General features: G+C 70.5%; 23 protein-coding genes and 1 pseudogene. 14 read left to right on the top strand and 10 right to left on the bottom strand.

All coding sequences use genetic code 11. The features are described from left to right. Positions 1-2 precede the first annotated feature (2 nt). The 3 genes from ACFY0K_RS11855 to ACFY0K_RS11845 form a co-directional block, all read right to left on the bottom strand. On the bottom strand, positions 3-875 hold the full coding sequence (locus ACFY0K_RS11855; RefSeq protein WP_382721981.1) for an acyl-CoA thioesterase: 873 nt from the start codon (positions 873-875) through the stop codon (positions 3-5). A 35-nt stretch (positions 876-910) separates the two neighbouring features. Next, positions 911-2,068, bottom strand: a complete 1,158-nt coding sequence (locus ACFY0K_RS11850) for an acyl-CoA dehydrogenase family protein (protein WP_390639996.1) — start codon at positions 2,066-2,068, stop codon at positions 911-913. A 610-nt stretch (positions 2,069-2,678) separates the two neighbouring features. Then, a complete protein-coding gene (locus tag ACFY0K_RS11845) occupies positions 2,679-3,278 on the bottom strand; it encodes a TetR/AcrR family transcriptional regulator (protein WP_390639696.1) in 600 nt (199 codons plus the stop codon). 87 nt (positions 3,279-3,365) lie between these two features. Between ACFY0K_RS11845 and ACFY0K_RS11840 the strand changes: the two genes are divergently transcribed. The 4 genes from ACFY0K_RS11840 to ACFY0K_RS11825 are packed head-to-tail and all read left to right on the top strand — an operon-like array spanning position 3,366 to position 9,101. Beyond that, on the top strand, positions 3,366-4,982 hold the full coding sequence (locus tag ACFY0K_RS11840) for a carboxyl transferase domain-containing protein (protein WP_382721985.1): 1,617 nt from the start codon (positions 3,366-3,368) through the stop codon (positions 4,980-4,982). Positions 4,983-4,993: 11 nt separating this feature from the next. After that, on the top strand, positions 4,994-6,991 hold the full coding sequence (locus ACFY0K_RS11835) for an acetyl/propionyl/methylcrotonyl-CoA carboxylase subunit alpha (RefSeq protein ID WP_390639695.1): 1,998 nt from the start codon (positions 4,994-4,996) through the stop codon (positions 6,989-6,991). Next, entirely contained in the window at positions 6,988-7,935 is a 948-nt protein-coding gene (locus ACFY0K_RS11830; protein WP_390639694.1) for a hydroxymethylglutaryl-CoA lyase, read from the top strand. The genes ACFY0K_RS11835 and ACFY0K_RS11830 overlap by 4 nt, the downstream gene beginning before the upstream one ends. Before the next feature lie 5 nt (positions 7,936-7,940). Beyond that, positions 7,941-9,101, top strand: a complete 1,161-nt coding sequence (locus tag ACFY0K_RS11825; RefSeq protein ID WP_390639693.1) for an acyl-CoA dehydrogenase family protein — start codon at positions 7,941-7,943, stop codon at positions 9,099-9,101. Between the two features lie 22 nt (positions 9,102-9,123). Here ACFY0K_RS11825 and ACFY0K_RS11820 read toward each other — a convergent pair whose 3' ends face one another. Then, positions 9,124-10,788 (bottom strand): MFS transporter, encoded by a 1,665-nt coding sequence (locus tag ACFY0K_RS11820; RefSeq protein WP_390639692.1) that lies wholly within the window; start codon positions 10,786-10,788, stop codon positions 9,124-9,126. A gap of 108 nt (positions 10,789-10,896) precedes the next feature. Here ACFY0K_RS11820 and ACFY0K_RS11815 point away from each other — a divergent pair, with 108 nt between their 5' ends. From ACFY0K_RS11815 to ACFY0K_RS11795, 5 genes are all read left to right on the top strand, one after another. Continuing rightward, entirely contained in the window at positions 10,897-11,463 is a 567-nt protein-coding gene (locus ACFY0K_RS11815; RefSeq protein ID WP_390639691.1) for a winged helix-turn-helix transcriptional regulator, read from the top strand. Positions 11,464-11,519: 56 nt separating this feature from the next. Continuing rightward, entirely contained in the window at positions 11,520-12,050 is a 531-nt protein-coding gene (locus ACFY0K_RS11810) for a PaaI family thioesterase (RefSeq protein ID WP_351958061.1), read from the top strand. Positions 12,051-12,195: 145 nt separating this feature from the next. Then, positions 12,196-12,738 carry a DUF4262 domain-containing protein gene (locus ACFY0K_RS11805; protein ID WP_388596317.1) on the top strand — a complete coding sequence of 181 codons (543 nt, stop codon included), beginning with the start codon at positions 12,196-12,198 and terminating at the stop codon, positions 12,736-12,738. Positions 12,739-12,828: 90 nt separating this feature from the next. Further along, complete coding sequence (locus tag ACFY0K_RS11800) at positions 12,829-13,518, top strand: hypothetical protein (RefSeq protein WP_390639690.1); 690 nt, start codon at positions 12,829-12,831, stop codon at positions 13,516-13,518. 325 nt (positions 13,519-13,843) lie between these two features. Beyond that, entirely contained in the window at positions 13,844-14,941 is a 1,098-nt protein-coding gene (locus ACFY0K_RS11795; protein ID WP_388711933.1) for a hypothetical protein, read from the top strand. A gap of 138 nt (positions 14,942-15,079) precedes the next feature. Here ACFY0K_RS11795 and ACFY0K_RS11790 read toward each other — a convergent pair whose 3' ends face one another. Beyond that, entirely contained in the window at positions 15,080-15,496 is a 417-nt protein-coding gene (locus tag ACFY0K_RS11790) for a hypothetical protein (RefSeq protein WP_390639689.1), read from the bottom strand. Positions 15,497-15,729: 233 nt separating this feature from the next. Next, complete coding sequence (locus ACFY0K_RS11785; protein WP_390639688.1) at positions 15,730-15,918, bottom strand: hypothetical protein; 189 nt, start codon at positions 15,916-15,918, stop codon at positions 15,730-15,732. Positions 15,919-16,238: 320 nt separating this feature from the next. On the opposite strand from ACFY0K_RS11785, the gene ACFY0K_RS11780 reads away from it, so the two are divergent. Together ACFY0K_RS11780 and ACFY0K_RS11775 are read left to right on the top strand one after the other, a co-directional pair. Then, positions 16,239-16,862 (top strand): DUF6000 family protein, encoded by a 624-nt coding sequence (locus tag ACFY0K_RS11780; protein ID WP_390639687.1) that lies wholly within the window; start codon positions 16,239-16,241, stop codon positions 16,860-16,862. Positions 16,863-16,937: 75 nt separating this feature from the next. Continuing rightward, a complete protein-coding gene (locus tag ACFY0K_RS11775) occupies positions 16,938-17,612 on the top strand; it encodes a hypothetical protein (protein WP_390639686.1) in 675 nt (224 codons plus the stop codon). Between the two features lie 397 nt (positions 17,613-18,009). Here ACFY0K_RS11775 and ACFY0K_RS11770 read toward each other — a convergent pair whose 3' ends face one another. Beyond that, positions 18,010-18,987, bottom strand: a complete 978-nt coding sequence (locus ACFY0K_RS11770) for an Lrp/AsnC family transcriptional regulator (RefSeq protein WP_390639685.1) — start codon at positions 18,985-18,987, stop codon at positions 18,010-18,012. 132 nt (positions 18,988-19,119) lie between these two features. Here ACFY0K_RS11770 and ACFY0K_RS11765 point away from each other — a divergent pair, with 132 nt between their 5' ends. Continuing rightward, entirely contained in the window at positions 19,120-19,815 is a 696-nt protein-coding gene (locus ACFY0K_RS11765) for an SDR family oxidoreductase (RefSeq protein ID WP_390639684.1), read from the top strand. A gap of 17 nt (positions 19,816-19,832) precedes the next feature. Here the strand turns inward: ACFY0K_RS11765 and ACFY0K_RS11760 are convergent, their stop codons facing one another. Then, a complete protein-coding gene (locus tag ACFY0K_RS11760) occupies positions 19,833-20,138 on the bottom strand; it encodes a hypothetical protein (RefSeq protein ID WP_390639683.1) in 306 nt (101 codons plus the stop codon). A 63-nt stretch (positions 20,139-20,201) separates the two neighbouring features. Between ACFY0K_RS11760 and ACFY0K_RS11755 the strand changes: the two genes are divergently transcribed. Then, positions 20,202-20,609, top strand: coding sequence for a hypothetical protein (locus tag ACFY0K_RS11755; protein WP_390639682.1), 408 nt, complete (start codon positions 20,202-20,204; stop codon positions 20,607-20,609). Here ACFY0K_RS11755 and ACFY0K_RS11750 read toward each other — a convergent pair. Both ACFY0K_RS11750 and ACFY0K_RS11745 read right to left on the bottom strand, forming a co-directional pair. Continuing rightward, positions 20,594-20,839 carry a hypothetical protein gene (locus tag ACFY0K_RS11750; protein WP_390639995.1) on the bottom strand — a complete coding sequence of 82 codons (246 nt, stop codon included), beginning with the start codon at positions 20,837-20,839 and terminating at the stop codon, positions 20,594-20,596. The two genes, ACFY0K_RS11755 and ACFY0K_RS11750, sit on opposite strands and share 16 nt — an antisense overlap. 104 nt (positions 20,840-20,943) lie before the next feature. After that, positions 20,944-21,165, bottom strand: a pseudogene (locus ACFY0K_RS11745) (2'-5' RNA ligase family protein); the annotation flags it as partial. A gap of 197 nt (positions 21,166-21,362) precedes the next feature. Here ACFY0K_RS11745 and ACFY0K_RS11740 point away from each other — a divergent pair. Then, complete coding sequence (locus ACFY0K_RS11740; protein WP_390639681.1) at positions 21,363-22,412, top strand: ABC transporter substrate-binding protein; 1,050 nt, start codon at positions 21,363-21,365, stop codon at positions 22,410-22,412. Positions 22,413-22,461 lie beyond the last annotated feature (49 nt).

Below are 22,461 nucleotides of genomic sequence, written 5' to 3'. Positions count from 1 at the left end.
CGTCAGTCTGCCCTGGGGACGCGGACCACACCCTCCTGGATCACGGAAATGGCGAGGGAACCGTCCTGCGTGTAGATCCGGGCCTGGCCGAGCCCGCGGCCGCCGTGCGCGGACGGCGACTCCTGGTCGTAGAGCAGCCACTCGTCGGCTCGGAACGGCCGGTGGAACCACATGGCGTGGTCGAGCGAGGCGCCCACCACGTCCCCGACCGCCCAGCCGCCGCGACCGTGCGCGAGCAGGACGGAGTCGAGGAGGGTCATGTCGGAGACGTACGTCGCGAGGACGACGTGCAGCAGCGGGTCGTCGTCGAGCTTGCCGTTCGTCCGGAACCACACCTGGCTGTGCGGTTCGCGGGGCTCGCCGAACTTGCCGAACGGCGGCTCCTCGACGTAGCGCAGGTCGATCGCCTCGCGGGCCTCCAGGAACTTCTCCACGACGGCCGGGTCGAGGTGGCCGTAGCCGCGGAAGCGGTCCGCCGAGGTGGGCAGGGTCGCCGGGTCGGGTGCGGCGGGCATCGGGGCCTGGTGGTCGAGGCCCTCCTCGTCGAGCTGGAAGGAGGCCGACAGGGCGAAGATCGGCCGGCCGTGCTGGACGGCGACCGCTCGCCGGGTGGTGAAGGAGCGGCCGTCGCGGATGCGCTCGACGGTGTAGACGATGGGCGCGCCCGGGTCGCCGGGGCGCAGGAAGTACGCGTGCAGCGAGTGGGCGTGCCGGTCCGCCGGGACGGTGCGCCCGGCGGCGACCAGCGCCTGGGCCGCCACCTGTCCGCCGAAGACGCGCGGGACGACGGCGGACCGGGACTGGCCGCGGAAGATGTTCTCCTCGATCTGCTCCAGGTCGAGCAGGTCGAGGAGATCACTTAGTGCCTGGTTCATGGCACCTTTTCTACTGGCGGGTTGTTGCGGCAGCCCTACAGGCCCATGTCCTTCGCGATGATCGTCTTCATGATCTCGCTGGTGCCGCCGTAGATGCGGTTGACGCGGTTGTCCGCGTACAGGCGGGCGATCGGGTATTCGTTCATGAAGCCGTAGCCGCCGTGCAGCTGGAGGCAGCGGTCGATCACGCGGTGCGCGACCTCGGTGGTGAACAGCTTGGCGCTGGCGGCCTCGGCCGGGGTCAGCTCACCGGCGTCCAGCGCCTCCGTCGCGCGGTCCACGACGGCCTCGGCCGCGTCCACCTCGGCCTGGCAGGCGGCCAGCTCGAACTTGGTGTTCTGGAAGGCGGCGACGGGCTGGCCGAAGACCACCCGCTCCTGCACGTACTGCTTGGCGAACCGGACGGCGGCCTTGGCCTGCGCGTAGGCGCCGAAGGCGATGCCCCAGCGCTCGGAGGCGAGGTTGTGGCCGAGGTAGTAGAAGCCCTTGTTCTCCTCGCCGAGGAGGTCCTCGACGGGGACCTTCACGTCGACGAACGCCAGCTCGGCGGTGTCGGAGGTCTTGAGCCCCAGCTTGTCGAGCTTCCGCCCGACCGAATACCCCTCCGCCTTCGTGTCGACCACGAAGAGCGAGATCCCGTGCCGGCGGTCTTCCTTGGTCGGCGCGGAGGTCCGGGCACACACGATCATCCGGTCGGCGTGCACGCCGCCCGTGATGAAGGTCTTGGCGCCGTTGAGGACGTAGTGCGTGCCGTCCTCGCTGAGCTTGGCGGTGGTCTTCATGCCCGCGAGGTCGGAGCCGGTGCCCGGCTCGGTCATCGCGATGGCCCACATCTCCTCGCCGGAGACGAACTTCGGCAGGTACCGCTTCTTCTGCTCGTCCGTCGCCAGCAGCTTTATGTACGGCAGGCCGAGCAGCACGTGCACGCCGGAACCGCCGAAGGCGACGCCCGCACGGGCGGTCTCCTCGTACAGGACGGCCTCGAACTTGTAGGAGTCGATGCCGGCGCCGCCGTACTCCTCGTCGACGCGGATGCCGAAGACGCCCAGCTCGGCGAGCTTGTAGTAGAACTCGCGGGGAGCCTGGCCGGCGGCGAACCACTCGTCGTACACCGGTACGACCTCAGCCTCGATGAAGGCGCGGATGGTCTCCCGGAACGCCTCGTGATCCTCGTCGAACAACGTACGGCGCACGGCCGCCACCTCCACGGACTTCGGCATGTCTAAGCGCTTGCTCAGACCCCAAGGTACCGGCGGGTAGGGGGGCGGGTCCAGGGTGGAGGGGGGAGCGAAGGGGGTAACGCTCGTCACGCCACCGCCCACCCGGGGGATGCACCGCCGCCCGCCCGGCGGGATGCGCCGCCGTCCGCCCGGTGGGATGCGCCGCCGTCCGCCCGGCGGGATGCGCCGCCGCCCGCCCGGCGGGATGCGCCGCCGCCCGCCCGGCGGGATGCGCCGCCCCCTAACCTGCCGCCCACCACATGCCTGCACCCGCCCTCACCTGCCGCCCACCACATGCCTGCACCCGCCCTCACCTCCCGCCCGCCAGACGACTTCGCAAGACCCGCCGCGCCCCTCCCACCCCGCTCATCGGAGACCCGCCGTCACGCCCCTCCGACCGCGGCCCTCAAAAATCCGCCGCGACGGCGATCAGCCACAACGGCGCAGCCCGGCGGCGCCGAACCGGCCCGAGGCGGCGCGGCACCGCCGGGCACCGTCGTCGTGGCTGATCGCCGTCGCGGCGGATCCAAGAGGTCGCCTGCAGCGCAGCGGGCGCGGTGAGGCGGGCGGCGCGGAGCGGTGGTTACTCCGCCGCGGCTGCCTCGAAGGCGCCCCTCGCCATCCGGTGCAGCAGGACCGCCGTCGCTCCGCGGCCCGGGAGGGAACCCGGTCGGCCCAAATGCGGGGTGGAGTTCAGGAGGCCGAAGACGGAGTGGACCGCGGAGCGGGCGGCCGGCTCCGGGAGCGCCGGGTAGACGCCGCGGACCACCTCCACCCACAGCTCGACGTACTGCCGCTGCAGCTGCCGCACCAGCTTGCGGTCGCTGTCGCGCAAGCGGTCCAGCTCCCGGTCGTGCAGGGTGATCAGTGGACGGTCGTCGAGGGCGAAGTCGATGTGGCCCTCGATGAGGGAGTCCAGGACCGCCGAGGGCCCGGTGTCCCCGTCGGCCTCCGCCAGGCGGCGCTTGGCCCCCGTCAGCAACTGCCCGCTGATCCCCACCAGCAGCTCCGCGAGCATCGCGTCCTTGCCCGCGAAGTGCCGGTAGAGACCGGGCCCGCTGATGCCGACCGCGGCCCCTATCTCGTCCACGCCGACACCGTGGAAGCCGCGCTCGGCGAAGAGCCGGGCGGCCTCCTTGAGGATCTGCTCGCGGCGCGTCGGGGCGTCGGTTCTCGTGACCATGAAGGCAATTCTAGACAGGGAGGTTAGCGGTCGTTAACCTGGAGGAAATGCGTTAACGCTCATTAACAAGAATGAGGGGTTCGCGGCATGGACCAGGCACCGGAGCTGACGAGCGCGGCGGACCCCGCGTCGGAGGCCTTTCGGGCCAACGAGGAGGCGCATCGCATCCTCGTCGAGGAGCTGCGCGGCAAGCTCGCCGCGGCCGCGCTCGGCGGGGGCGAGAAGGCGCGGGCCCGGCACACCGCGCGCGGCAAGCTGCTGCCCAGGGACCGGGTGGACACCCTCCTCGACCCCGGCTCCCCCTTCCTGGAGCTGGCTCCCCTGGCCGCCGACGGGATGTACGACGGAGCGGCCCCGGCGGCCGGCGTGATCGCCGGGATCGGCCGGGTCAGCGGCCGCGAGTGCGTGATCGTCGCCAACGACGCCACGGTCAAGGGCGGCACGTACTACCCGATGACCGTGAAGAAGCACCTGCGGGCACAGGAGGTGGCCCTCGACAACCGGCTGCCGTGCGTGTACCTGGTCGACTCCGGCGGCGCCTTCCTCCCCATGCAGGACGAGGTCTTCCCGGACCGCGACCACTTCGGGCGGATCTTCTACAACCAGGCCCGGATGTCGGGTGCGGGCATCCCGCAGATCGCCGCCGTCCTCGGATCCTGCACGGCGGGCGGGGCGTACGTCCCGGCGATGAGCGACGAGGCGGTCATCGTCCGGAACCAGGGGACGATCTTCCTGGGCGGCCCCCCGCTGGTGAAGGCGGCCACCGGTGAGGTCGTCACCGCCGAGGAGCTGGGCGGCGGCGAGGTGCACTCCCGCGTCTCCGGCGTCACCGACCACCTCGCCGAGGACGACGCGCACGCGCTCAGGATCGTCCGGAACATCGCCGCCACCCTCCCGGCCCGGCGCGCGCTTCCCTGGGAGGTCGCGCCCGTCACCGAGCCCAAGGTCGACCCCTACGGCCTCTACGGCGCCGTCCCCGTCGACTCCCGCACCCCCTACGACGTCCGCGAGATCATCGCCCGGGTCGTCGACGGCTCCCGGTTCGCCGAGTTCAAGGCCGAGTTCGGGCAGACCCTGGTCACCGGCTTCGCCCGCATCCACGGCCACCCGGTCGGCATCGTCGCCAACAACGGCATCCTCTTCTCCGAGTCCGCCCAGAAGGGCGCCCACTTCATCGAGCTGTGCGACCAGCGCGGCATCCCGCTCGTCTTCCTGCAGAACATCTCCGGCTTCATGGTCGGCAAGGACTACGAGGCCGGCGGCATCGCCAAGCACGGCGCGAAGATGGTCACGGCGGTGGCGTGCACCCGGGTGCCGAAGCTGACGGTGGTGGTCGGCGGGTCGTACGGCGCCGGGAACTACTCCATGTGCGGCCGGGCCTACTCCCCCCGCTTCCTGTGGATGTGGCCCAACGCCAAGATCTCCGTCATGGGCGGCGAGCAGGCCGCGTCCGTGCTGGCGACCGTCAAGCGGGACCAGCTGGAGGCCCGGGGAGAGTCCTGGGCCGCCGAGGACGAGGAGGCCTTCAAGGCTCCCGTCCGCGCCCAGTACGAGCGGCAGGGCAACGCCTACTACGCGACCGCCCGCCTGTGGGACGACGGGGTCATCGACCCCCTCGACACCCGGCAGGTGCTGGGACTGGCCCTGACGGCCTGTGGCAACGCGCCGCTGGGTGAACCCCGGTTCGGCGTCTTCCGGATGTGAGGAGGGGACTCGTGTTCGACACCGTACTCGTGGCCAACCGGGGCGAGATCGCCGTCCGGGTCATCCGTACGCTGCGGTCGCTGGGCGTGCGCTCGGTGGCCGTGTACTCCGACGCCGACGCGGACGCACGGCACGTCCGGGAGGCCGACACCGCGGTCCGGATCGGTCCGGCGCCGGCGAGCGAGAGCTATCTGTCCGTGGCGCGGCTGCTGGAGGCGGCCGCGGCCGGCGGTGCCCAGGCGGTCCACCCGGGGTACGGCTTCCTCGCCGAGAACGCGGCCTTCGCCCGGGCCTGCGAGGAGGCCGGGCTGGTCTTCATCGGCCCGCCCGCGGATGCCATCGCGCTGATGGGCGACAAGATCCGCGCCAAGGAGACGGTGGCCGCGGCCGGGGTGCCGGTGGTGCCCGGCGGCCGTGATCCCGAACTCGCCGAGGCCGCGCGCGCGTTGGGGGCACCCGTGCTCCTCAAGCCGTCCGCGGGCGGCGGCGGCAAGGGCATGCGGCTGGTGCGCGACCTGACCCTTCTGGACGAGGAGATCGCCGCCGCCCGCCGCGAGGCCCGCGCCTCCTTCGGCGACGACACCCTCCTCGTCGAGCGGTGGGTCGACCGGCCCCGGCACATCGAGATCCAGGTCCTGGCCGACGGCCACGGCAACGTCGTCCACCTCGGCGAGCGCGAGTGCTCGCTCCAGCGCCGCCACCAGAAGGTGATCGAGGAGGCGCCCAGCGTGCTCCTCGACGAGGCGACGCGGGCGGCGATGGGCGAGGCCGCGGTGCAGGCGGCGCGCTCGTGCGGGTACGTCGGCGCGGGCACGGTGGAGTTCATCGTGCCGGGCGGCGACCCTTCGTCGTACTACTTCATGGAGATGAACACCCGCCTCCAGGTGGAGCACCCCGTCACCGAGCTCGTCACCGGCCTCGACCTGGTGGAGTGGCAGCTGCGGGTGGCGGCCGGGGAGCGGCTCGGGTTCGCGCAGGAGGACGTCCGCCTGACCGGGCACGCGGTCGAGGCCCGGATCTGCGCCGAGGACCCGGCGCGCGGCTTCCTGCCCACCGGCGGCACGGTGCTGCTGCTGCGCGAACCGCAGGGCGACGGCGTCCGCACCGACTCCGGGCTCAGCGAGGGCTCCGAGGTCGGCAGCCTGTACGACCCGATGCTGTCCAAGGTGATCGCGTACGGCCCGGACCGGGAGACCGCGCTCCGGAAGCTGCGCGGGGCCCTCGCGGAGACGGTCACCCTCGGCGTGCAGACCAATGCGGGTTTCCTGCGCCGCCTCCTTGCCCATCCGGCGGTGGTGGCGGGCGAGTTGGACACCGGCCTGGTCGAGCGGGTGGTGGACGGCCTGGTCACCGGCGACGTACCGGACGAGGTGTACGAGGCGGCGGCGGCCGTACGCCTGGAGGCGCTGCGGCCGGTCACGGCGAACGGCGTCGCGGCGACCGGCACCGGCACCGGCACCGGCACCGGCACCGGCACCGGGGCGAACGGCGGCGCGGCGGACGGGCGCTGGACGGACCCCTTCTCGGTGCCCAGCGGCTGGCGCCTCGGCGGTACTCCCAAGCCGGTCGGCTTCCACCTCCGGGTGCATGACCCGGTGGAGTACGCCCCGCGCGGCACGCACACCGTCACCGCCGACCGCGTGTCGGTCACCCTGGACGGCGTCCGGCACACCTTCCACCGCGCCGCAGACTGGCTCGGCCGCGACGGCGACGCCTGGCAGGTCCGTGACCACGACCCGGTCGCCGCCTCGCTGAACCGCACCGCGCATGCCGGCGCCGACTCCCTCACCGCGCCCATGCCCGGCACGGTGACCGTCGTGAAGGTCGCCGTCGGGGACGAGGTCACCGCCGGGCAGAGCCTGCTGGTGGTGGAGGCGATGAAGATGGAGCACGTCATCTCCGCCCCGCACGCCGGCACGGTCGCCGAACTCGACGTGAAGCCCGGCGCCACGGTCGCCATGGACCAGGTGCTGGCCGTGATCGCCCCGCACGAGGAGGAGACGGCATGACCGCCCCGGAGAGCGCCCTCCCCATGGTCGTACCGGCCACCGACCTGCCCGCCCGGGTCCGGATCCACGAGGTCGGCGCCCGCGACGGCCTGCAGAACGAGAAGACGGCCGTACCGACCGCGGTGAAGGCCGAGTTCGTGCACCGCCTGGCCGACGCGGGCCTGACGACGATCGAGGCGACCAGCTTCGTGCACCCGAAGTGGGTGCCCCAACTGGCGGACGCGGAGGACCTGTTCCCGCAGCTCGCCGATCTCCGGGGCGTCGCCCTCCCGGTCCTCGTCCCCAACCAGCGGGGCCTGGACCGGGCCCTGACCCTCGGCGCCCGCCGGGTCGCCGTCTTCGCCAGCGCCACCGAGTCCTTCGCCAAGGCCAACCTCAACCGCTCGCTGGACGAGTCGCTGGCCGTCTTCGACCCGGTCGTCCGGCAGGCGAAGGACGCGGACGTGCACGTCCGCGGCTACGTGTCGATGTGCTTCGGCGACCCCTGGGAGGGCGCCGTCCCGTTCCACCAGGTGGTCCGGGTCTGCAAGGCGCTGCGCGACATGGGCTGCGACGAGCTGAGCCTCGGCGACACGATCGGGGTCGCCACTCCGGGCCATGTCCTGGAGTTGCTGTCCCTGCTCAACGAGGAGGGCGTGCCGACGAACGTCATCGGCGTGCACTTCCACGACACCTACGGCCAGGCGCTCGCCAACACCTACGCGGCCCTGGAACACGGCGTGACGACGATCGACGCGTCCGCCGGCGGACTCGGCGGCTGCCCGTACGCCAAGTCCGCCACCGGCAACCTCGCCACCGAGGACCTGGTCTGGATGCTCCGGGGCCTCGGCATCGAGACCGGAGTAGACCTCGGCAAACTCACCGCCACCAGCGTGTGGATGGCCGAACAACTGGGCCGACCCAGCCCGTCCCGTACCGTCCGCGCCCTCTCCCACCAGGAGTGACGACCATGGACCACCGCCTCTCCCCCGAACTGGAAGAACTCCGCCGTACGGTGGAGGAGTTCGCGCACGACGTCGTGGCGCCGAAGATCGGCGACTTCTACGAGCGACACGAGTTCCCGTACGAGATCGTCCGCGAGATGGGCCGCATGGGCCTGTTCGGCCTGCCGTTCCCCGAGGAGTACGGCGGCATGGGCGGCGACTACCTGGCCCTCGGCATCGCCCTGGAGGAGCTGGCCCGCGTCGACTCGTCGGTGGCGATCACGCTGGAGGCCGGGGTCTCCCTGGGCGCCATGCCGATCCACCTCTTCGGGACGGAGGAGCAGAAGCGCGAGTGGCTGCCGAGGCTCTGTGCCGGGGAGATCCTGGGCGCGTTCGGGCTGACGGAACCGGACGGCGGCAGCGACGCCGGCGCCACCCGTACGACGGCCCGCCTCGACCCGGCCACCGGCGAGTGGGTGATCAACGGCAGCAAGTGCTTCATCACCAACTCGGGTACGGACATCACGGGGCTGGTGACGGTCACCGCGGTCACCGGCCGCAAGCCCGACGGCAAGCCGCAGATCTCGTCGATCATCGTCCCCGCCGGCACCCCGGGCTTCACGGTCGCCGCCCCCTACTCCAAGGTCGGCTGGAACGCCTCCGACACCCGCGAGCTGTCCTTCGCCGACGTCCGGGTCCCGGCCGCCAACCTGCTCGGCGCGGAGGGCCGCGGCTACGCCCAGTTCCTGCGCATCCTCGACGAGGGCCGCATCGCCATCGCGGCCCTGGCCACCGGCCTGGCCCAGGGCTGCGTCGACGAGTCGGTGAAGTACGCGAAGGAGCGGCACGCGTTCGGCAGGCCCATCGGCGCCAACCAGGCCATCCAGTTCAAGATCGCCGACATGGAGATGAAGGCCCACACGGCCCGCCTGGCCTGGCGCGACGCGGCCTCCCGCCTGGTGGCCGGCGAGCCCTTCAAGAAGGAGGCGGCCCTCGCCAAGCTGTACTCCTCGACGGTAGCCGTCGACAACGCCCGCGACGCCACCCAGGTCCACGGCGGCTACGGCTTCATGAACGAGTACCCGGTGGCCCGCATGTGGCGCGACTCCAAGATCCTGGAGATCGGGGAGGGGACGAGCGAGGTGCAGCGGATGCTGATCGCGCGGGAGCTGGGGCTGGTGAGCTGAGGCCGGCGAATCCGCGCGCGCGTCAGTTCGCGGTGGTGGTGCCGGTGCCAGTGCCGGTGCCCGTGACGTGGTGCGGCCGGTTGCGTATCAGCAGGGCCGAGGCCACGGCCGCGCACAGGAACACGGCGGCGACGACGGCCATGCCGACGTGGACGCCGGAGGTGAAGGCGTCGCCGACCGCGGCGGTCACGTCGGGCGGGGTCGCCCCGTGACCGCCGGTGCCCGTGGAGACGGCGTGCTCGACGGCGGGCCAGGCCGCCCGGGGGACGTGGTGCGCGTCGAGCCGGTCGGGCAGCCGGGACCGCAGCCGGCTCGCGAGCAGGGCGCCGAGCAGGGCGGAACCGGTGACGGAGCCGATCTGGCGGAAGGCGTTGACGGCTCCGGAGGCCATGCCGGCGTGTTCGTGGGAGACGCTGACCAGGGCGGCGGCGGTGCTCGGCGCGGCCACCATCCCGGACGCGGCGCCGAAGAGCACGTACAGCCACCACACCCGGGCGTAGGAGGTGGCCGGGTCCAGCGTGGTGGCGAACCCGGCCGTGGCCGCGGCCCCGACGAGGAAGCCCACGGTGAGCGGGAGCTTGAAGCCGGTACGGCGGATCACGCGCCCGGTCGCATAGGCGACGACGACGTAGACGCCGAAGAAGGCCAGCAGCCGCCAGCCCACGTCGAGGGCGGAGAGCTGCTGGACGCGCTCGTAGAAGAGCACCGAGAGGATGGCCACCCCGGTGAAGCCGAACAGGGAGACGGCCGCGACGAACATGACGGCGCTGAACGACGCCGACCGGAACAGGCTCATGTCCAGCATGGGGGTGCGGGCGGCCCGCTCGACGAGGACGAAGCCGCTCAGGGCCGCGGCCGCGACGACCCAGGCGACGATGATCCGGGGGCTGGTGTAGCCGTCGTGGCCGCCTTCGATGAGGGCGTAGACGAGGGCGGCGACGCCCAGGGCGGCCAGGATCTGGCCAGGGATGTCGAGCTTGCCGGCGGGGCCGCGCGACTCGGCGACGAAGACGGCGGCGGCCATGGTGACGACCGCGAGGGCGGCGGTCGACAGGAAGACCGTGTTCCAGTGGAAGTGGTCCAGCAGGGTGCCCGCGATCAGCGGTCCGGCGGCGAGTCCGATGCCGGAGGCGGCCGCCCAGGCGGTGACGACCTCGGTGCGCCGGTGGGGGTCCGGGAAGGCGGCGCCCAGGATGGCCAGGCTGTTGGGCAGGATGAGGGCGCCGCCGAGGCCGGAGACGAGCTGGCCGGCGATGACGCCCGCCGTCGACCCCGAGGTGTAGACGGCGAGCGACCCGGCGATCATGACCGCGGCCCCGGCCAGGAACGCGCGCTTACGGCCGTAGAGGTTGCCGATGGTGCCCGCGGACATCACCAGGCTGGCCACGAGCAGGGTGTACGCGGAGGGGATCCAGACGAGGCCGGTCGGGGAGACGTGCAGGTCGTCCTGGATGGCCGACAGTGCCGACACCGATGCGGTGATCAGCAGGAAGGTCGTCATGGCGCCCAGGCACATCGCGACGAGGGTGAGCGCCGCCGCCCGCCGGGAGGGCTGGTCCTGGCGGGAGTTCTGGTGGGAGTTCTGGCGGGAGTTCTGGCGGGAGTTCTGGCGGGAGGGGAGCCGGTCGCCGGGTTGCCGGTCGGTCGGCTTGAGCCGGCCCGGGGCGGGGGAAGGGGTGGAAGCCATCGAGTCCTCGTCTCGGCCGAGCTGCGGGCAGCGGGCGGCAGCGCCCGTGACGACCCGAGCTGACTTATGATTGCAGAAGTCAGCCGTGACGCTATAGGCTGACTTCGCATGAGGCAAGTCAGATGGAGGGTGGAGGTCGGAGAGATGACGGACCTGCTGCGGGAACGGGACGCCTGGTCCATGGCCAACTGCTCCGTCGCCCGGACTCTGGAGGTCGCCGGCAACAGGACGGCGATGCTGATCATGCGCGAGGCGTTCTTCGGCACCCGCCGGTTCGACGACTTCGCCAGGCGGGTGGGCATCGGCGAGCCCGCCGCCTCGGCGCGCCTGAAGGAACTCACCGCCGCCGGGCTCCTGGAACGCGTGCCCTACCAGGAACCCGGCCAGCGGACCCGGTACGCCTACCGGCTGACCGAGAAGGGACGGGACTTCCTGCCCGTCCTCACGGCGTTGCGGCAGTGGGGCGACACCTGGGCCACGGACGAACAGGGCCCACCGGTGGTCGTACGCCACCGCGACTGCGGCGCCGCGGTACACGCGGTGCTGCGCTGCGACGACGGCCACGACGTGCAGCTCGGCGAATCGCTCGTCGACGCCGGCCCGGGCCTCATCCGCGTAGCCCCGCCCGCCCCCGCCCCTGCCCCCGACCCCGACGCCGCCCCCGACGGCGACTGAGACACCGGCGGGACGGCCACGGTGGCGCCCGCGCTCACCCACCACGAGGAGTTGCCTTGACGCTCGACTTCCATCCCGGGCAGGACCCCAGGTCGCGTACGTTCGGCTGGGAGGACCCCGCGATATCCGCCGGCGCCGTCCCGGACCACAGCGGTCTCGGCTTCCTGCGCGAGATCCTGGCCGGCCGCCTGCCCGCCCCGCCGATCGCCGCCACCCTCGGTTTCAGCCTCGAAGAGGCCGAGTACGGCCGGGCGGTCTTCGCCATGGTGCCGGGCGAGGAGCACTACAACCCGATCGGCAGCGTCCACGGCGGCGTCTACGCCACGCTCCTCGACTCGGCGGCCGGCTGCGCGGTCCAGTCCGTACTCCCCCAGGGCACCGGCTACACCTCCATCGACCTGACCCTGAAGTTCCTGCGCCCGGTCACCGTCGACACCGGCAAGGTCCGCGCCATCGGCACCGTCCTCAACAGCGGCCGCCGCACCGCCCTCGCCCAGGCGGAACTCCGCGACTCCGAGGACCGGTTGCTGGCCCATGCGACCAGCAGCTGCATGCTCTTTCCGGTGCGGGGGAGCCAGGGCACCTGAGTCCGGCAAGCGGCACCGGGCCGCGGCGGTCAATGCCACGAGCCGGGCCGGGACCGCCGTCGACGCGATCTCCACCCGCCGCTCGGCCCGTTGGCGAGCGGCCCCTCGGAAGATCCCGGCCCCCGGATTGATCTACCCTCTCCGGATGGACGACTCCCCCTGCCGCTGCATCCTCTGCGAACCGCCCGCGGACGGCCCGGCCTTCGAAGAACGGGACAGCCGGACAGCGCGGAGTGTCACCGACTTCGGCTGGCACGTCATGGGTGTGGGCGCCGGCGGCGACGCGCCTGCGGACTGGGCGTACTCCATCGGGCTGTGGCACACGCTGCGCAGTCCCGAGGTCTGTGTCTTCGGCCTGCGGACGGATGTCGCCATGCCGGTCGTGAACGCGGCCGGAGCCGGAATCCGCGGTGGTCTTCCGCTGGAGCCGGACCAGCGCAGGGACGACGTCCTCAACGGCTACGACGTCGCCGTCCGGCCTGTCCACCCCAGCTGGTACCGGGACTTCTTCGGTGCCGGCATCGACTTCTGCCAGGCCCCTCCGTGGCCCGTCACGCAGCTGTTCTGGCCCGACAAGTCCGGATGCTTCCCCTGGGAGGACGGGGTGACCGACTACTGCCGCACGAGCCAACCACTGCTCTGGATCCCGAAGTCCGATACGGAGGGCCCGTGGTCGCAGGTCGCTTGAGGGCCATCTGTGCTGCCTCCGGCACGCATCGCTTGGCGGACTTCGGTGCTGTAGCTCATGCGCGGTGGCTGGGGGCGACATGCGGTCCTCATGGCATCCGAGGGAGACATTGTGGAGCGGTTGTGGCCGCTCGTCGAGATCCATCGAGGTCGTCGGCAGGCAGCTGTTCGATTCCGTCCGGCGACTTGGCGCCCCTGGCTGGAACCGCATGGGGCGACTCAGGCCCTCGAGCTCGGTGCGTTGGACACGGCTTCGACTTCAGGCGAACGGCTCATCAGCCGCGATGACCTTGCTGCGGCGCGGCAGGCGCTCAGCGACGACCCGGAGGGGCTCCGTGACCTGTTCGTCGCCGTCATGATCTGGGGAGCAGGGACGACGAACGGGCGAGCACCGCGCTATACCAGTGCCGCCCTGGGGGACACCCGTATGCCACGCGCGCTGGAGGCGACGCGCAGTGCTGTCCGTGTCGGCGAGCTGACCCGGGCGTATACCGAGTTCACCCTGCGGGGAGTGAGAAGGTCGTTCTTCACCAAGTGGCTTGCCACTGTCGATGACCGGGATGCAGAGTGCGAGCGTGCCTTGATCCTGGATGATCGAGTCTTCCGATCCCTCAATGCGCTCGGCTGGTCCAGCAGGGAAGCCGCGGGCACACGACGTTGGTCAGCTCGGTACGCCGCGTATACAGGCGCCATGCACGAATGGGCCGGCTCCTTGGGCGTGACGGCACCCTGGCTGGAGTGGCTGCTGTTCGACCTGAACGGTCACGTAGAGGCCCAGTGACCTCAGCTCGGGAGGCCGCGATGGTTTGACACGGGTCCGAGTGCTGACCTGCACGAACGGGCCGGATGAAGCCCAGCAGGTCTCGGCGCTGCTCCCCGTGGTCCCCCGCTGTTGCCCGCTCGATCTGGTGCGGTTGTGGCGCGAGTCCCGGTCACGTCCGCCGTACCTGGGTCTTGGCAGGTCGCTGTCACCGAGTAGCCCGTGAAGCTGATGCCTGGTCGGCTCTCCGGGACACTTACCCAGGCTGCCTACGTGAGGTCAGAGGCTGTTTGAGGCTCCTTGACCGACTGGGCAAACAGCTTCGTCGCAAAGGCCTGGTCCGGGCATGATTACCAGCGTGCGTGAGGACTGGGACCATCGCAGGCACGGGCGGTACAGGCTGACGGAGACGGAGCGCGGCGACGTCTGGGGCGTGTGCGCCGCAGTAGACGGACTCTTTGGGAAGCCCCGGCGCGGGACGTATGAACTGTTCGGTTGGGTGCCGGAAGGTGCCCAAGTCGGGGGCTGGGTCGGCAGCCGGGTGTGGATGGTGCCGGACGACGATGCACTTGAGCCCTGGCTGCTGGAGGACGCGGAGATCCCAGGACAGCTCTTGGGGACCGGAAGTCTCGTGCTCACCGGCCTGGACGACTACGAAGGTCCGCCTGAGGGACACATGGGTCGTGTCCGACTGCACGACGGGCACCGGTGGCTGGGCTCCTGTCGGGAGTTCACCCGCGTCCTGCCGGCCGAGCAAGCCGCGCCCCTGCTCGTCCTGCGGGGACTTGCCCAGACCGATCAGCTGCGAGCTGCATTGATGAAGGGCACCCGGCGGGCGCTGGACCTGGAGGAGGCCGCCCTGGAGATACAGGACGCCCAGGGCGAGCCGCTCACCGATCGGCTGCTGTGGACCGAAGTCCGCTCCTGGCACCCATCCTCCTACGGGACAGATCTGATCGACCTGGAGCTCAACGGGCAACTCTTCACCCCTGTTCCCGAATTCGCCCGGCCCATCTGGGAGCGGTGGCTCGTCGGGCCGCCGGACACCCTGGGTGCCTGGGCGGGCCTCGACACTCGGCGCCGCGGGGCCTGGCTCGATCTCGTCCGTGAGCGGGCATGCCGACGCTCTCACCGCGACCGACCGGCTGGTCATGCCTACGAACTCGACGGCCGACACATCACCGACGAACCGGGCCTCTATCTGGCGCTTGGGGAGGCGGTGAACGGGCCGGGCGGCTACTTCGGCGGCTGTCCGGCCGCCCTCGACGACTGCCTGCGCGGCACCTTCGGTTACACCGCCCCCGCAACCCTGCTCTGGCGGAACGCAGGGACCGCACGCACGTACCTGTCCCGGACCCTGACCCCAGACGGCCAGCCCTACGACCTATTCTCCGATGTCCTCAATGACCTGGCCGAGGGCGGCATGCACGTCACCCTGGCGTGATCCCGTCCGAACATCCACCCAGTCCTGGTGGCGTCCCCGTCAGGATTCGCACTGCGACCCCGCTTTTCTGCCGCCCCCGCCGCTGTTGATGTCGGCGGTGGATGTCAGCTCCTGAGTATGGGCACGCCATGTGGGATCTCAGTGGGGCGAGATGCTCGGCGAGGCTCCGTCCAGGCAGTGATCGTATGCAGCTTTCATGGAGGAATACGACGCGCTCAGGGCGATCCTCCTGCCCGGAGCATCGTCTTCGCAGACATATCCCCCTGAGCCCGAAGCCGTCTCGACGTGCAGCACTACTTCGTAGGAGGAGATGTGCACGGAGCGATGTGCCCCCGCCGGGATGACTCCAAGGCTGTGCTCCTCCGCGCATTCGTTGTCCCCGTCGCCGGCACACCAGAAGACGCGCACTGGGTTCGATGTGCTGTTCACCAGAGCGATCGGATCGACGTTCTCGGGGTCGGTCGGATCAGGGTTGCAACTGGCCAGAGCGAGTACAGCCAAGCTCAGCAGGATCATGGTCGCAAAGCGGGCAACACGGCTGTTCAGCACATCCACTTGCTCTCCGAGGGGGCGTCATATGAAGCCCGCACCGTATCGCAAGACCGCCGCCCCAGGACCTCAGCTTGGGAAGCAGCGATCATTTGTGGCCGGGTTGGGCACTGACCTGGGCGAACGGGCACGGAACGGCCTCGTAGTGCTCGGCCACTTTTACCGTGGTTCCCCGCTGTTCCCCGCTCGATCTGGTGCGCCTGTGCTGGGCGCCGTTGTGGTCCAGTACTCGGTCCTGCCTATCGTTTCTGCGCTCGGTAGCGCTTCATCAGCCCGGTGATCCGCGCTTGGTCCGCCTGACCATTGAGCTCGGCCAGGAGATCGTCAGGGCACAACTCGTAGAGATCGCCCCACCATCGGCGTCCCCGGTTATCCCAGATTCGGTAGCCGCCCGGCACAACCCTGGCAACGTAGCGTCTCCTGCTCACCGTCCCCCTGCTCCCGGCACAGCTCGCGCCGTCACCGAACCTCGTCCCCGGCGCAGACCATACGCAAGCTGGGGCCGTCCGGCGAGGCAGTACGCGGCAGCCGGCCCACACGCTTTCCAACTGTGGTGGTGGGGTGCCGGGCTACGTGCGGGGGGGTTCACCTGCGTTCATGGGCGGCTGGCCGTCGGTGTGGTGACGGCTCGGGGTCTCGGTTGAACGGCCGTGAACGGGGCTGACTGAGACGGATGGGCACCCAGGGCTGAGGCGCCCGACCTGCCGATTCGCTGGTCTGCCAGCTTCGTCCATACGAGGATGCTGCCATGCGCCGCGCAGACGAAGAGGAAGAGCCGCTCAAGTTGATCCGCCGGTACGTCACGCCTGACCGGCGATACCTCAAACTGGGCGGCAACCTCCTCGGGATGAGCGGACGCGACCGAACCAAGTTCCTCCGGAAGCTGGGCCAGGCTGCCGGTGAGATCAGTCCTCGAGAACTGGACACGCTGTTTGACCGAGGGTGGCGCGAGCGGAAGACGGCAGCCTGGCTCGTCGCTGTGGCCGGCAGATCCGAGTTCCGGGATCGTCTCGGCGAACTCCTGCTCGCTAGTGAAGGGCCCTACGCGGGGATGGCGTACTGCGTCGCTCTGGCCACCTTTGGCACCCGAGCTGACGCTGACCTCCTGGTCGTTTACCTCGACCGCTACCTGCGGCGCCCCGACCTCTACTACGACCAGGAAGCCGCCCTCGGTGCACTTCTGTTGCTCGACGCCAAGCTCGATGCCGACTACGCGGCCCGGTTCCTTGCGCCTGATGGACTCTGGCAGCAGTGGATCGACGGGCCGCCCAGCAAGGAAGGGGAGGTACCCGACAGCTACCGAGAATTCATCGGCAAACTCTGCGCTTTCGCTGATGAGGCTGCCAAGCAAGGCCCCAACAGGCTGACATGAGTTCCTCGTGTTCTCTTGGCCTCTACTCCCATAGGCTGTGGCTCACGGCACTCCGCCGTCATGGCTAGGGGGAGCATGATGGAGCAGCTTCGGAAGCTCGTTGTCCGCTACGGCGATTGCGAACAGAAGCCCGTTCGCTTTCGCCCAGAAACGTGGCGCTCGCGGTTGGAGCCGCACGGAGCGGCGCATGTACTCGATATCGGCGTTGGATGTGCGAGCGGGTCGAGCGGTGACCGTCTCATCAGTCGGGGCGACCTGGCCCATCTCCGTGACCGCGTTGGTGACGATGATCCCGACGGTCTGCGTGACCTCTTCGTGGCCGTCATGATCTGGGGCTCGGGCACCACGAACGGACGTGGGCCGCGGTACACGGAAGCGGCTCTGTCCGACGCGCGCATGCCCACTGTCCTCCGGACCACGTGTAAAGCGGTCCGAGACGGCGACATGAGCGACGCCTACCGGCAATTCGCCCTCAAGGGGGTGGGGCGGTCCTTCTTCACCAAGTGGTTCGCGGCCGTTGACGACCGCGAAGCCCCATGCAACCGGGCCTTGATCCTCGACAACCGGGTCTTTCGTTCGCTCAATGCCCTCGGGTGGACCAGTTGGAAGGTGGCCGGCACACGCCACTGGCCCACCCGATACGCCGCCTACGTGAGCTCCATGCACGGCTGGGCCTCGTCTCTGGGAGTCACGGCGGACTGGCTTGAGTGGCTTCTCTTCCATCTGAACGGTCGCTTAGACGAGCCCTGAGCTTGGGAAGCCAAGCGCATCTAGGGCTTGCTCCGGAGCTGACCTGCGGCGGAGCGGTGTCGGTGCCCGGTGGGCGGTCGACTGGGTCCCCGGTGTTCCCCGTGGTTCCCCGCGCGATCTGGCACACACTGGCATGTACGACCACCAAGAGGTCGTCTCAGTTGGTGGGGTGCGGATCGGTATCGACGATGAGCCGGGTCATCTTCTGCCATAGCCGCCACAAGCTGGGGTCGTCTGCTTCGTCGGGCTCCGGCAGGACCTGTTCCAGGTCGGAGAGCAGTAGCTGACGCCGCCACCGCCGCCAACCCCCGAGTACGCAGATTGCGGACGGCCAAAGAATCACTCGCAGAACGCGGATGTTCCAGCCTCACGACCTGAACCGGCCGCAGGCCCGGGGTCAGGTGGGGACGAGCCGGTTGTCGTGGAGGCGGGTGCCGCCCTGTTTGAGGCGGTGGAGAACCGGGACGATCTCGGCCTGGTGGACGCCGGGGAGGGCGCCGATTCGGGTGGTGACGTAGGCGTAGAGGTCGGAGTCGGTGCGGCAGGTGGTGGTGACCAGGAGGTTGGCGGTGCCGGTGACGGCGGCTGCGAAGGTCGTCTCGGGGTGCAGGGACGCCTCGGTGCCCGTGGCGGCGAGGTGCCTGGGGGCGACGGTCAGCCACAGGTAGGCCGAGGTGTGGTAGCCGAACTGGGCGGGAGAGAGGTCGGTCTTGACCTGGAGCGTGCCGGTGGACAGCAGGGCGTCCAGGCGGGTGGAGACGCGGGACTGGGGCCATCCGGTGGCGCGGGCCAGCGCGGCGACGCCGGCGCGGCCGTCACGGGCGAGCTCGGCGAGCAGGGGTGCGTCGTCGGGGTGGAGCGGGTGAGGGGGTGATGTGGGGTGAGGGCGTGCGCCCGCCTGGAGGGCTGCCGTCTGGGCGGGGGTGAGCGGGTCGTCCAGGGTGAGCCAGCGGGTGCCGCTGCCGGTGTGGACGTGCAGGACGGTGAAGGCGGTGAAGGCCAGGACCTGGCTGGTGCGGGGCAGGCGCCGCAGGATGGAGCCGCCGCCCTGGTCGGCGGCGCCCCGGGCGAGGCAGATGATCTCCGAGCCGCCGGAGGTGATGCTGACCCAGGACACGTCGTCACGGGCGGCCAGCGCCTCGGCCAGCGAGGAGGCGGAGTCCGGGCGGCACTGCATCCGGACGAACCAGGACCGCTGGCCGGTGGCCCGGGCGTCGGGGCGTACCTGGACCCGCACCGCCCCGGCCTCCCTCAGTCGCTGGAGGCGGCGCGCGACCGTCTGCTCGGAGACCTCCAGGACGTCGGCGATGCGGCGCAGCGAGGCGCGGCCGTCCTGGAGCAGGCAGTGGACGAGCTGCCTGTCGGTGCGATCCATGGTGGAGTTATACCCGATGCTCGGCATCACACATGGAGGATCGAAGATCGAATTCACGGGGCTGTGGAGGTTTTTCTGGCCAGTCTCGATCTGCTTGGGCTTCGGGTCGGACCCGAACCGATGATGGGAGGCATGACCATTTCATTGATCACCGGGGCCAACAAGGGCCTCGGATACGAGACCGCCCGCCGCCTCATCGAGCTCGGGCACACCGTTTACGTCGGCGCCCGCGACCCGGAGCGCGGCAGGGAGGCCGCCGAGCGGCTCGGCGCCCGGTTCGTCCGGATCGACGTCACCGACCAGGCCTCGGTGGACGCCGCAGTGGAGACGATCCGCCAGGCCGAGGGCCGCCTCGACGTGCTGGTGAACAACGCCGGCATCTCCGGTGCGTTCATTCCCGCGCCCCAGATCGGGGCCGCGGAGATGCAGCGTGTCTACGGCACGAACGTGTTCGGCGTCGTCCGCGTCACCGAAGCGTTCATCCCGCTGCTTGAGGCGTCGGACCATCCGGTGATCGTGAACATCGGCAGCGGCACCGGGTCGATGGGCATCGTCACCGACCCGGCGCGAATGGAGTCCAAGCTCCCCGCCCTGTCCTACGGGTCGTCGAAGGCGGCCGTCACCATGCTCACGATCCAATACGCGAAGGCGCTGCCCCGCTTCAAGGTCAACGTCGTCGAGCCCGGCTTCACCGCCACCGACCTCAACGGCCACCGCGGCCACCAGACCGTCGCCGAGGGCGCCGAGGCGATCGTCGCGATGGCCACGGTCGGCCCGGACGGCCCGACCGGCACCTTCCAGGACCGCAACGGCTCCGTCCCGTGGTGATGCCCCAAGAGGTCCGCTCAGTTGGTGGGGTACGGACCGGTATCGACGATGAGCCGGGTCATCTCGTGCCAGAGCCGCCACAAGCCGGGGTTGTCTGCTTCGTCGAGCTCCGGCAGGACCTGTTCCAGGTCGGAGAGCTTCCGGCATAGGATCCCGAGCCGCCGTGCGTCGAGGGAACCGCCGTTGCTCAGCCAGGTCGTCACGCACCCGGCGAGGTCGGCATCGAGCATCACAAGGTCGATGCCTGCCCGTTCGGCGGTGTTGAGCCGGGCAGGCCACGTCTCGCCTCGGAGTTCGTGAAAGAGGTGGGCCACCACGGCCACGGGTGCATCAGTTCCTGGCACGCCGTGCATCATCGAGGAGCCGCCTGCGGAAAGTCACCCGGGTTGCACCGTCCCCTTCCGCTGGCCACCGGGGTCGCCGATGTCGTGCTGGACGTGTTCGCCCCGCGGAACCCGGCCGAGTTCCACCGGGTGCTCCGCCCGACCGGGCGGCTGATCGTGGTCCGCCCCACCGGGCGCCACCTGGCCGAACTGCGCGAGCGACTGCCTGCGACGGTGACCGTCGATCCGGCCAAGGAGCGGCGCCTGCACCGGGCACTGGATCCCTTCTTCGCCGTCGCCGCCACCGGACAGGTGGAGTACGGCGCGGCCCTGGCCAGGGAGGAGGCCCTCGACCTGTTGGCGATGACTCCGAGCGCACGCCACCTGACCCGGGCGGACCTGAGCGGCGAGGCCCCGCTGCCCGACCGGGTCACCGTCTCCGTGCTGGCCACCGCCTACCGGCCCAGGTGACCGCGCAAGGCCTGACCCAGCGGGAAGGAGGCCCGCCGTTCCCAGCGCCTCCCGTCGTGGACCAGCAGGTCGACCGTCGACACCCGCGCCACGACGGGGAGGCTGGTCAGCAGGCTCGCTTCGGCCCTCGCCATGACGGACTCGTCCTGGCCTTGGGCGACGGTGAGGTGCGGGACGATGTCGTCGAACGCGCCGCCGAACGGCGGGTTCTCCGGCCACCGTTCGGCGATCGCCTCCGTGAGGCGTCCGAAGCGGGTGGCCGGTTCGGGGCCGGGGCCAGATACAGCACTCCGGGGAACCGGCCGCAGCGGTCGAAGCGGGCCTCGAACGGCCGGTGGTGAGAGAGCAGGTCGCCCAGCGCGGCGTGGACACCGCCGTCGATCAGGCCCGCGTCGAGGAACGGGAAGAGCACGGTGACGTGGGCCGGAACACCGGCGCGGGCCGCGGGGTCGAGGCGGTCACGCCACGCTCCCACCGCGGGCTCCGCCTCCGGGACCCTCACGATCAGCCCGGAACGACCCGCCCGGGACGCATCCGCCTGTACGTCGTCCGCCATCGCACCTGTCTATCAGCAGGTCCCGGCCCCGAGGAGCGCTGGGGCCCAACGAGACGTGGCTGTGCGGGAGTTGGCCAGGGGTGGATCGAACTCGGGCGGAACGCCGGGGGCTGGAACTGGACGTGATCTGAGGTTAGGCTAACCTAAGCTTCATCCCGTCCGGCGGTGTTTCCGCACGTCCGAAAGCAGCCACGCCTATGTCCAACGTCAGAGCAGCCCACCTCACCCGCCGCGGCATCCTCGCCGCCGGTGGCGCCCTCGGTCTCGGCGCCGTGCTTGCCGCCTGCGGGGACGGCGGCAAAAGTGGTGGCTCCTCCGACAAGGAGACGACGGCAGCCGCCAAGTCCGGTCCCTGGACGTTCAAGGACGACCGGGGCACGACGGTGAAGCTGGACAAGGTTCCGGCGAACATCGTCGCGTTCGTCGGCGTCGCCGCCGCCCTGTACGACTACGGCGTCAGCGTCAAGGGCGTCTTCGGGCCCACGAAGACCAAGGCCGGCAAGGCCGACGTCCAGGCCGGCGACATGGACGTCAGCAAGCTGACCGTCCTCGGCAACGAGTGGGGCCAGTTCAACGTCGAGAAGTACGCGGCGCTCGCCCCGGACGTCCTCATCACCACCATGTTCGACGGCGCCGGCACCCTCTGGTACGTCCCGGAGGAGTCCAAGGACAAGATCGCCAAGCTCGCCCCGAGCGTCGGCATCTCGGCCTACGACCGCCGGCTGACCGTCCCGCTCCAGCGCGTCTGGGCCCTCGCGGAGTCGCTCGGCGCGGACATGACGGCGAGCAAGGTGACCGACGCGAAGAAGCGGTTCGAGGAGGCCTCGTCCCGGCTGCGCGCCGCGGCCAAGGCGCACCCCGACATCAAGGTGCTGGCCGGTTCCGCCGCCCAGGACATCTTCTACGTGTCCGGCTCCGACCTCTCCGTGGACCTGGAGTACTTCAAGGCCCTCGGCGTGAACCTCGTCGAGCCCCCGGCCTCCGTACTGAAGGCGAGCGGCGGCTGGTACGAGTCGCTGAGCTGGGAGAACGTCGACAAGTACCAGGCCGACATCATCATGATGGACGACCGTACGGCGACCATCCAGCCCGCCGACATCACCCAGCCCACCTGGAAGAAGCTCCCCGCGGTCAAGGCCGGCCAGGTCATCGCCCGCTCCCCCGAGCCGATCTTCTCGTACGACAAGTGCGTCGCGATGCTGGAGAACCTCGCCAAGGCGATCGAGACGGCCAAGAAGGTCGGCTGACCCGCGAGCAGGAGCACGTCCACACAACTTCCTGAGTCTCAGGAGCTCA

Origin of the sequence: Streptomyces sp. NPDC001507, from assembly GCF_042894765.1 — a bacterium.
In the GTDB taxonomy this organism is placed as follows: domain Bacteria; phylum Actinomycetota; class Actinomycetes; order Streptomycetales; family Streptomycetaceae; genus Streptomyces.
This window is presented reverse-complemented; position numbering and strand designations above follow the sequence as displayed.

Coding starts and splice junctions, on each gene's coding strand:
- ACFY0K_RS11845 (WP_390639696.1), bottom strand. CDS start 3,278: ATGGTCACGAGAACCGACGCCCCGACGCGCCGCGAGCAGATCCTCAAG.
- ACFY0K_RS11840 (WP_382721985.1), top strand. CDS start 3,366: ATGGACCAGGCACCGGAGCTGACGAGCGCGGCGGACCCCGCGTCGGAG.
- ACFY0K_RS11795 (WP_388711933.1), top strand. CDS start 13,844: ATGATTACCAGCGTGCGTGAGGACTGGGACCATCGCAGGCACGGGCGG.
- ACFY0K_RS11825 (WP_390639693.1), top strand. CDS start 7,941: ATGGACCACCGCCTCTCCCCCGAACTGGAAGAACTCCGCCGTACGGTG.
- ACFY0K_RS11805 (WP_388596317.1), top strand. CDS start 12,196: ATGGACGACTCCCCCTGCCGCTGCATCCTCTGCGAACCGCCCGCGGAC.
- ACFY0K_RS11765 (WP_390639684.1), top strand. CDS start 19,120: ATGACCATTTCATTGATCACCGGGGCCAACAAGGGCCTCGGATACGAG.
- ACFY0K_RS11815 (WP_390639691.1), top strand. CDS start 10,897: ATGAGGCAAGTCAGATGGAGGGTGGAGGTCGGAGAGATGACGGACCTG.
- ACFY0K_RS11830 (WP_390639694.1), top strand. CDS start 6,988: ATGACCGCCCCGGAGAGCGCCCTCCCCATGGTCGTACCGGCCACCGAC.
- ACFY0K_RS11740 (WP_390639681.1), top strand. CDS start 21,363: ATGTCCAACGTCAGAGCAGCCCACCTCACCCGCCGCGGCATCCTCGCC.
- ACFY0K_RS11775 (WP_390639686.1), top strand. CDS start 16,938: ATGATGGAGCAGCTTCGGAAGCTCGTTGTCCGCTACGGCGATTGCGAA.
- ACFY0K_RS11855 (WP_382721981.1), bottom strand. CDS start 875: ATGAACCAGGCACTAAGTGATCTCCTCGACCTGCTCGACCTGGAGCAG.
- ACFY0K_RS11800 (WP_390639690.1), top strand. CDS start 12,829: ATGGCATCCGAGGGAGACATTGTGGAGCGGTTGTGGCCGCTCGTCGAG.
- ACFY0K_RS11780 (WP_390639687.1), top strand. CDS start 16,239: ATGCGCCGCGCAGACGAAGAGGAAGAGCCGCTCAAGTTGATCCGCCGG.
- ACFY0K_RS11770 (WP_390639685.1), bottom strand. CDS start 18,987: ATGGATCGCACCGACAGGCAGCTCGTCCACTGCCTGCTCCAGGACGGC.
- ACFY0K_RS11820 (WP_390639692.1), bottom strand. CDS start 10,788: ATGGCTTCCACCCCTTCCCCCGCCCCGGGCCGGCTCAAGCCGACCGAC.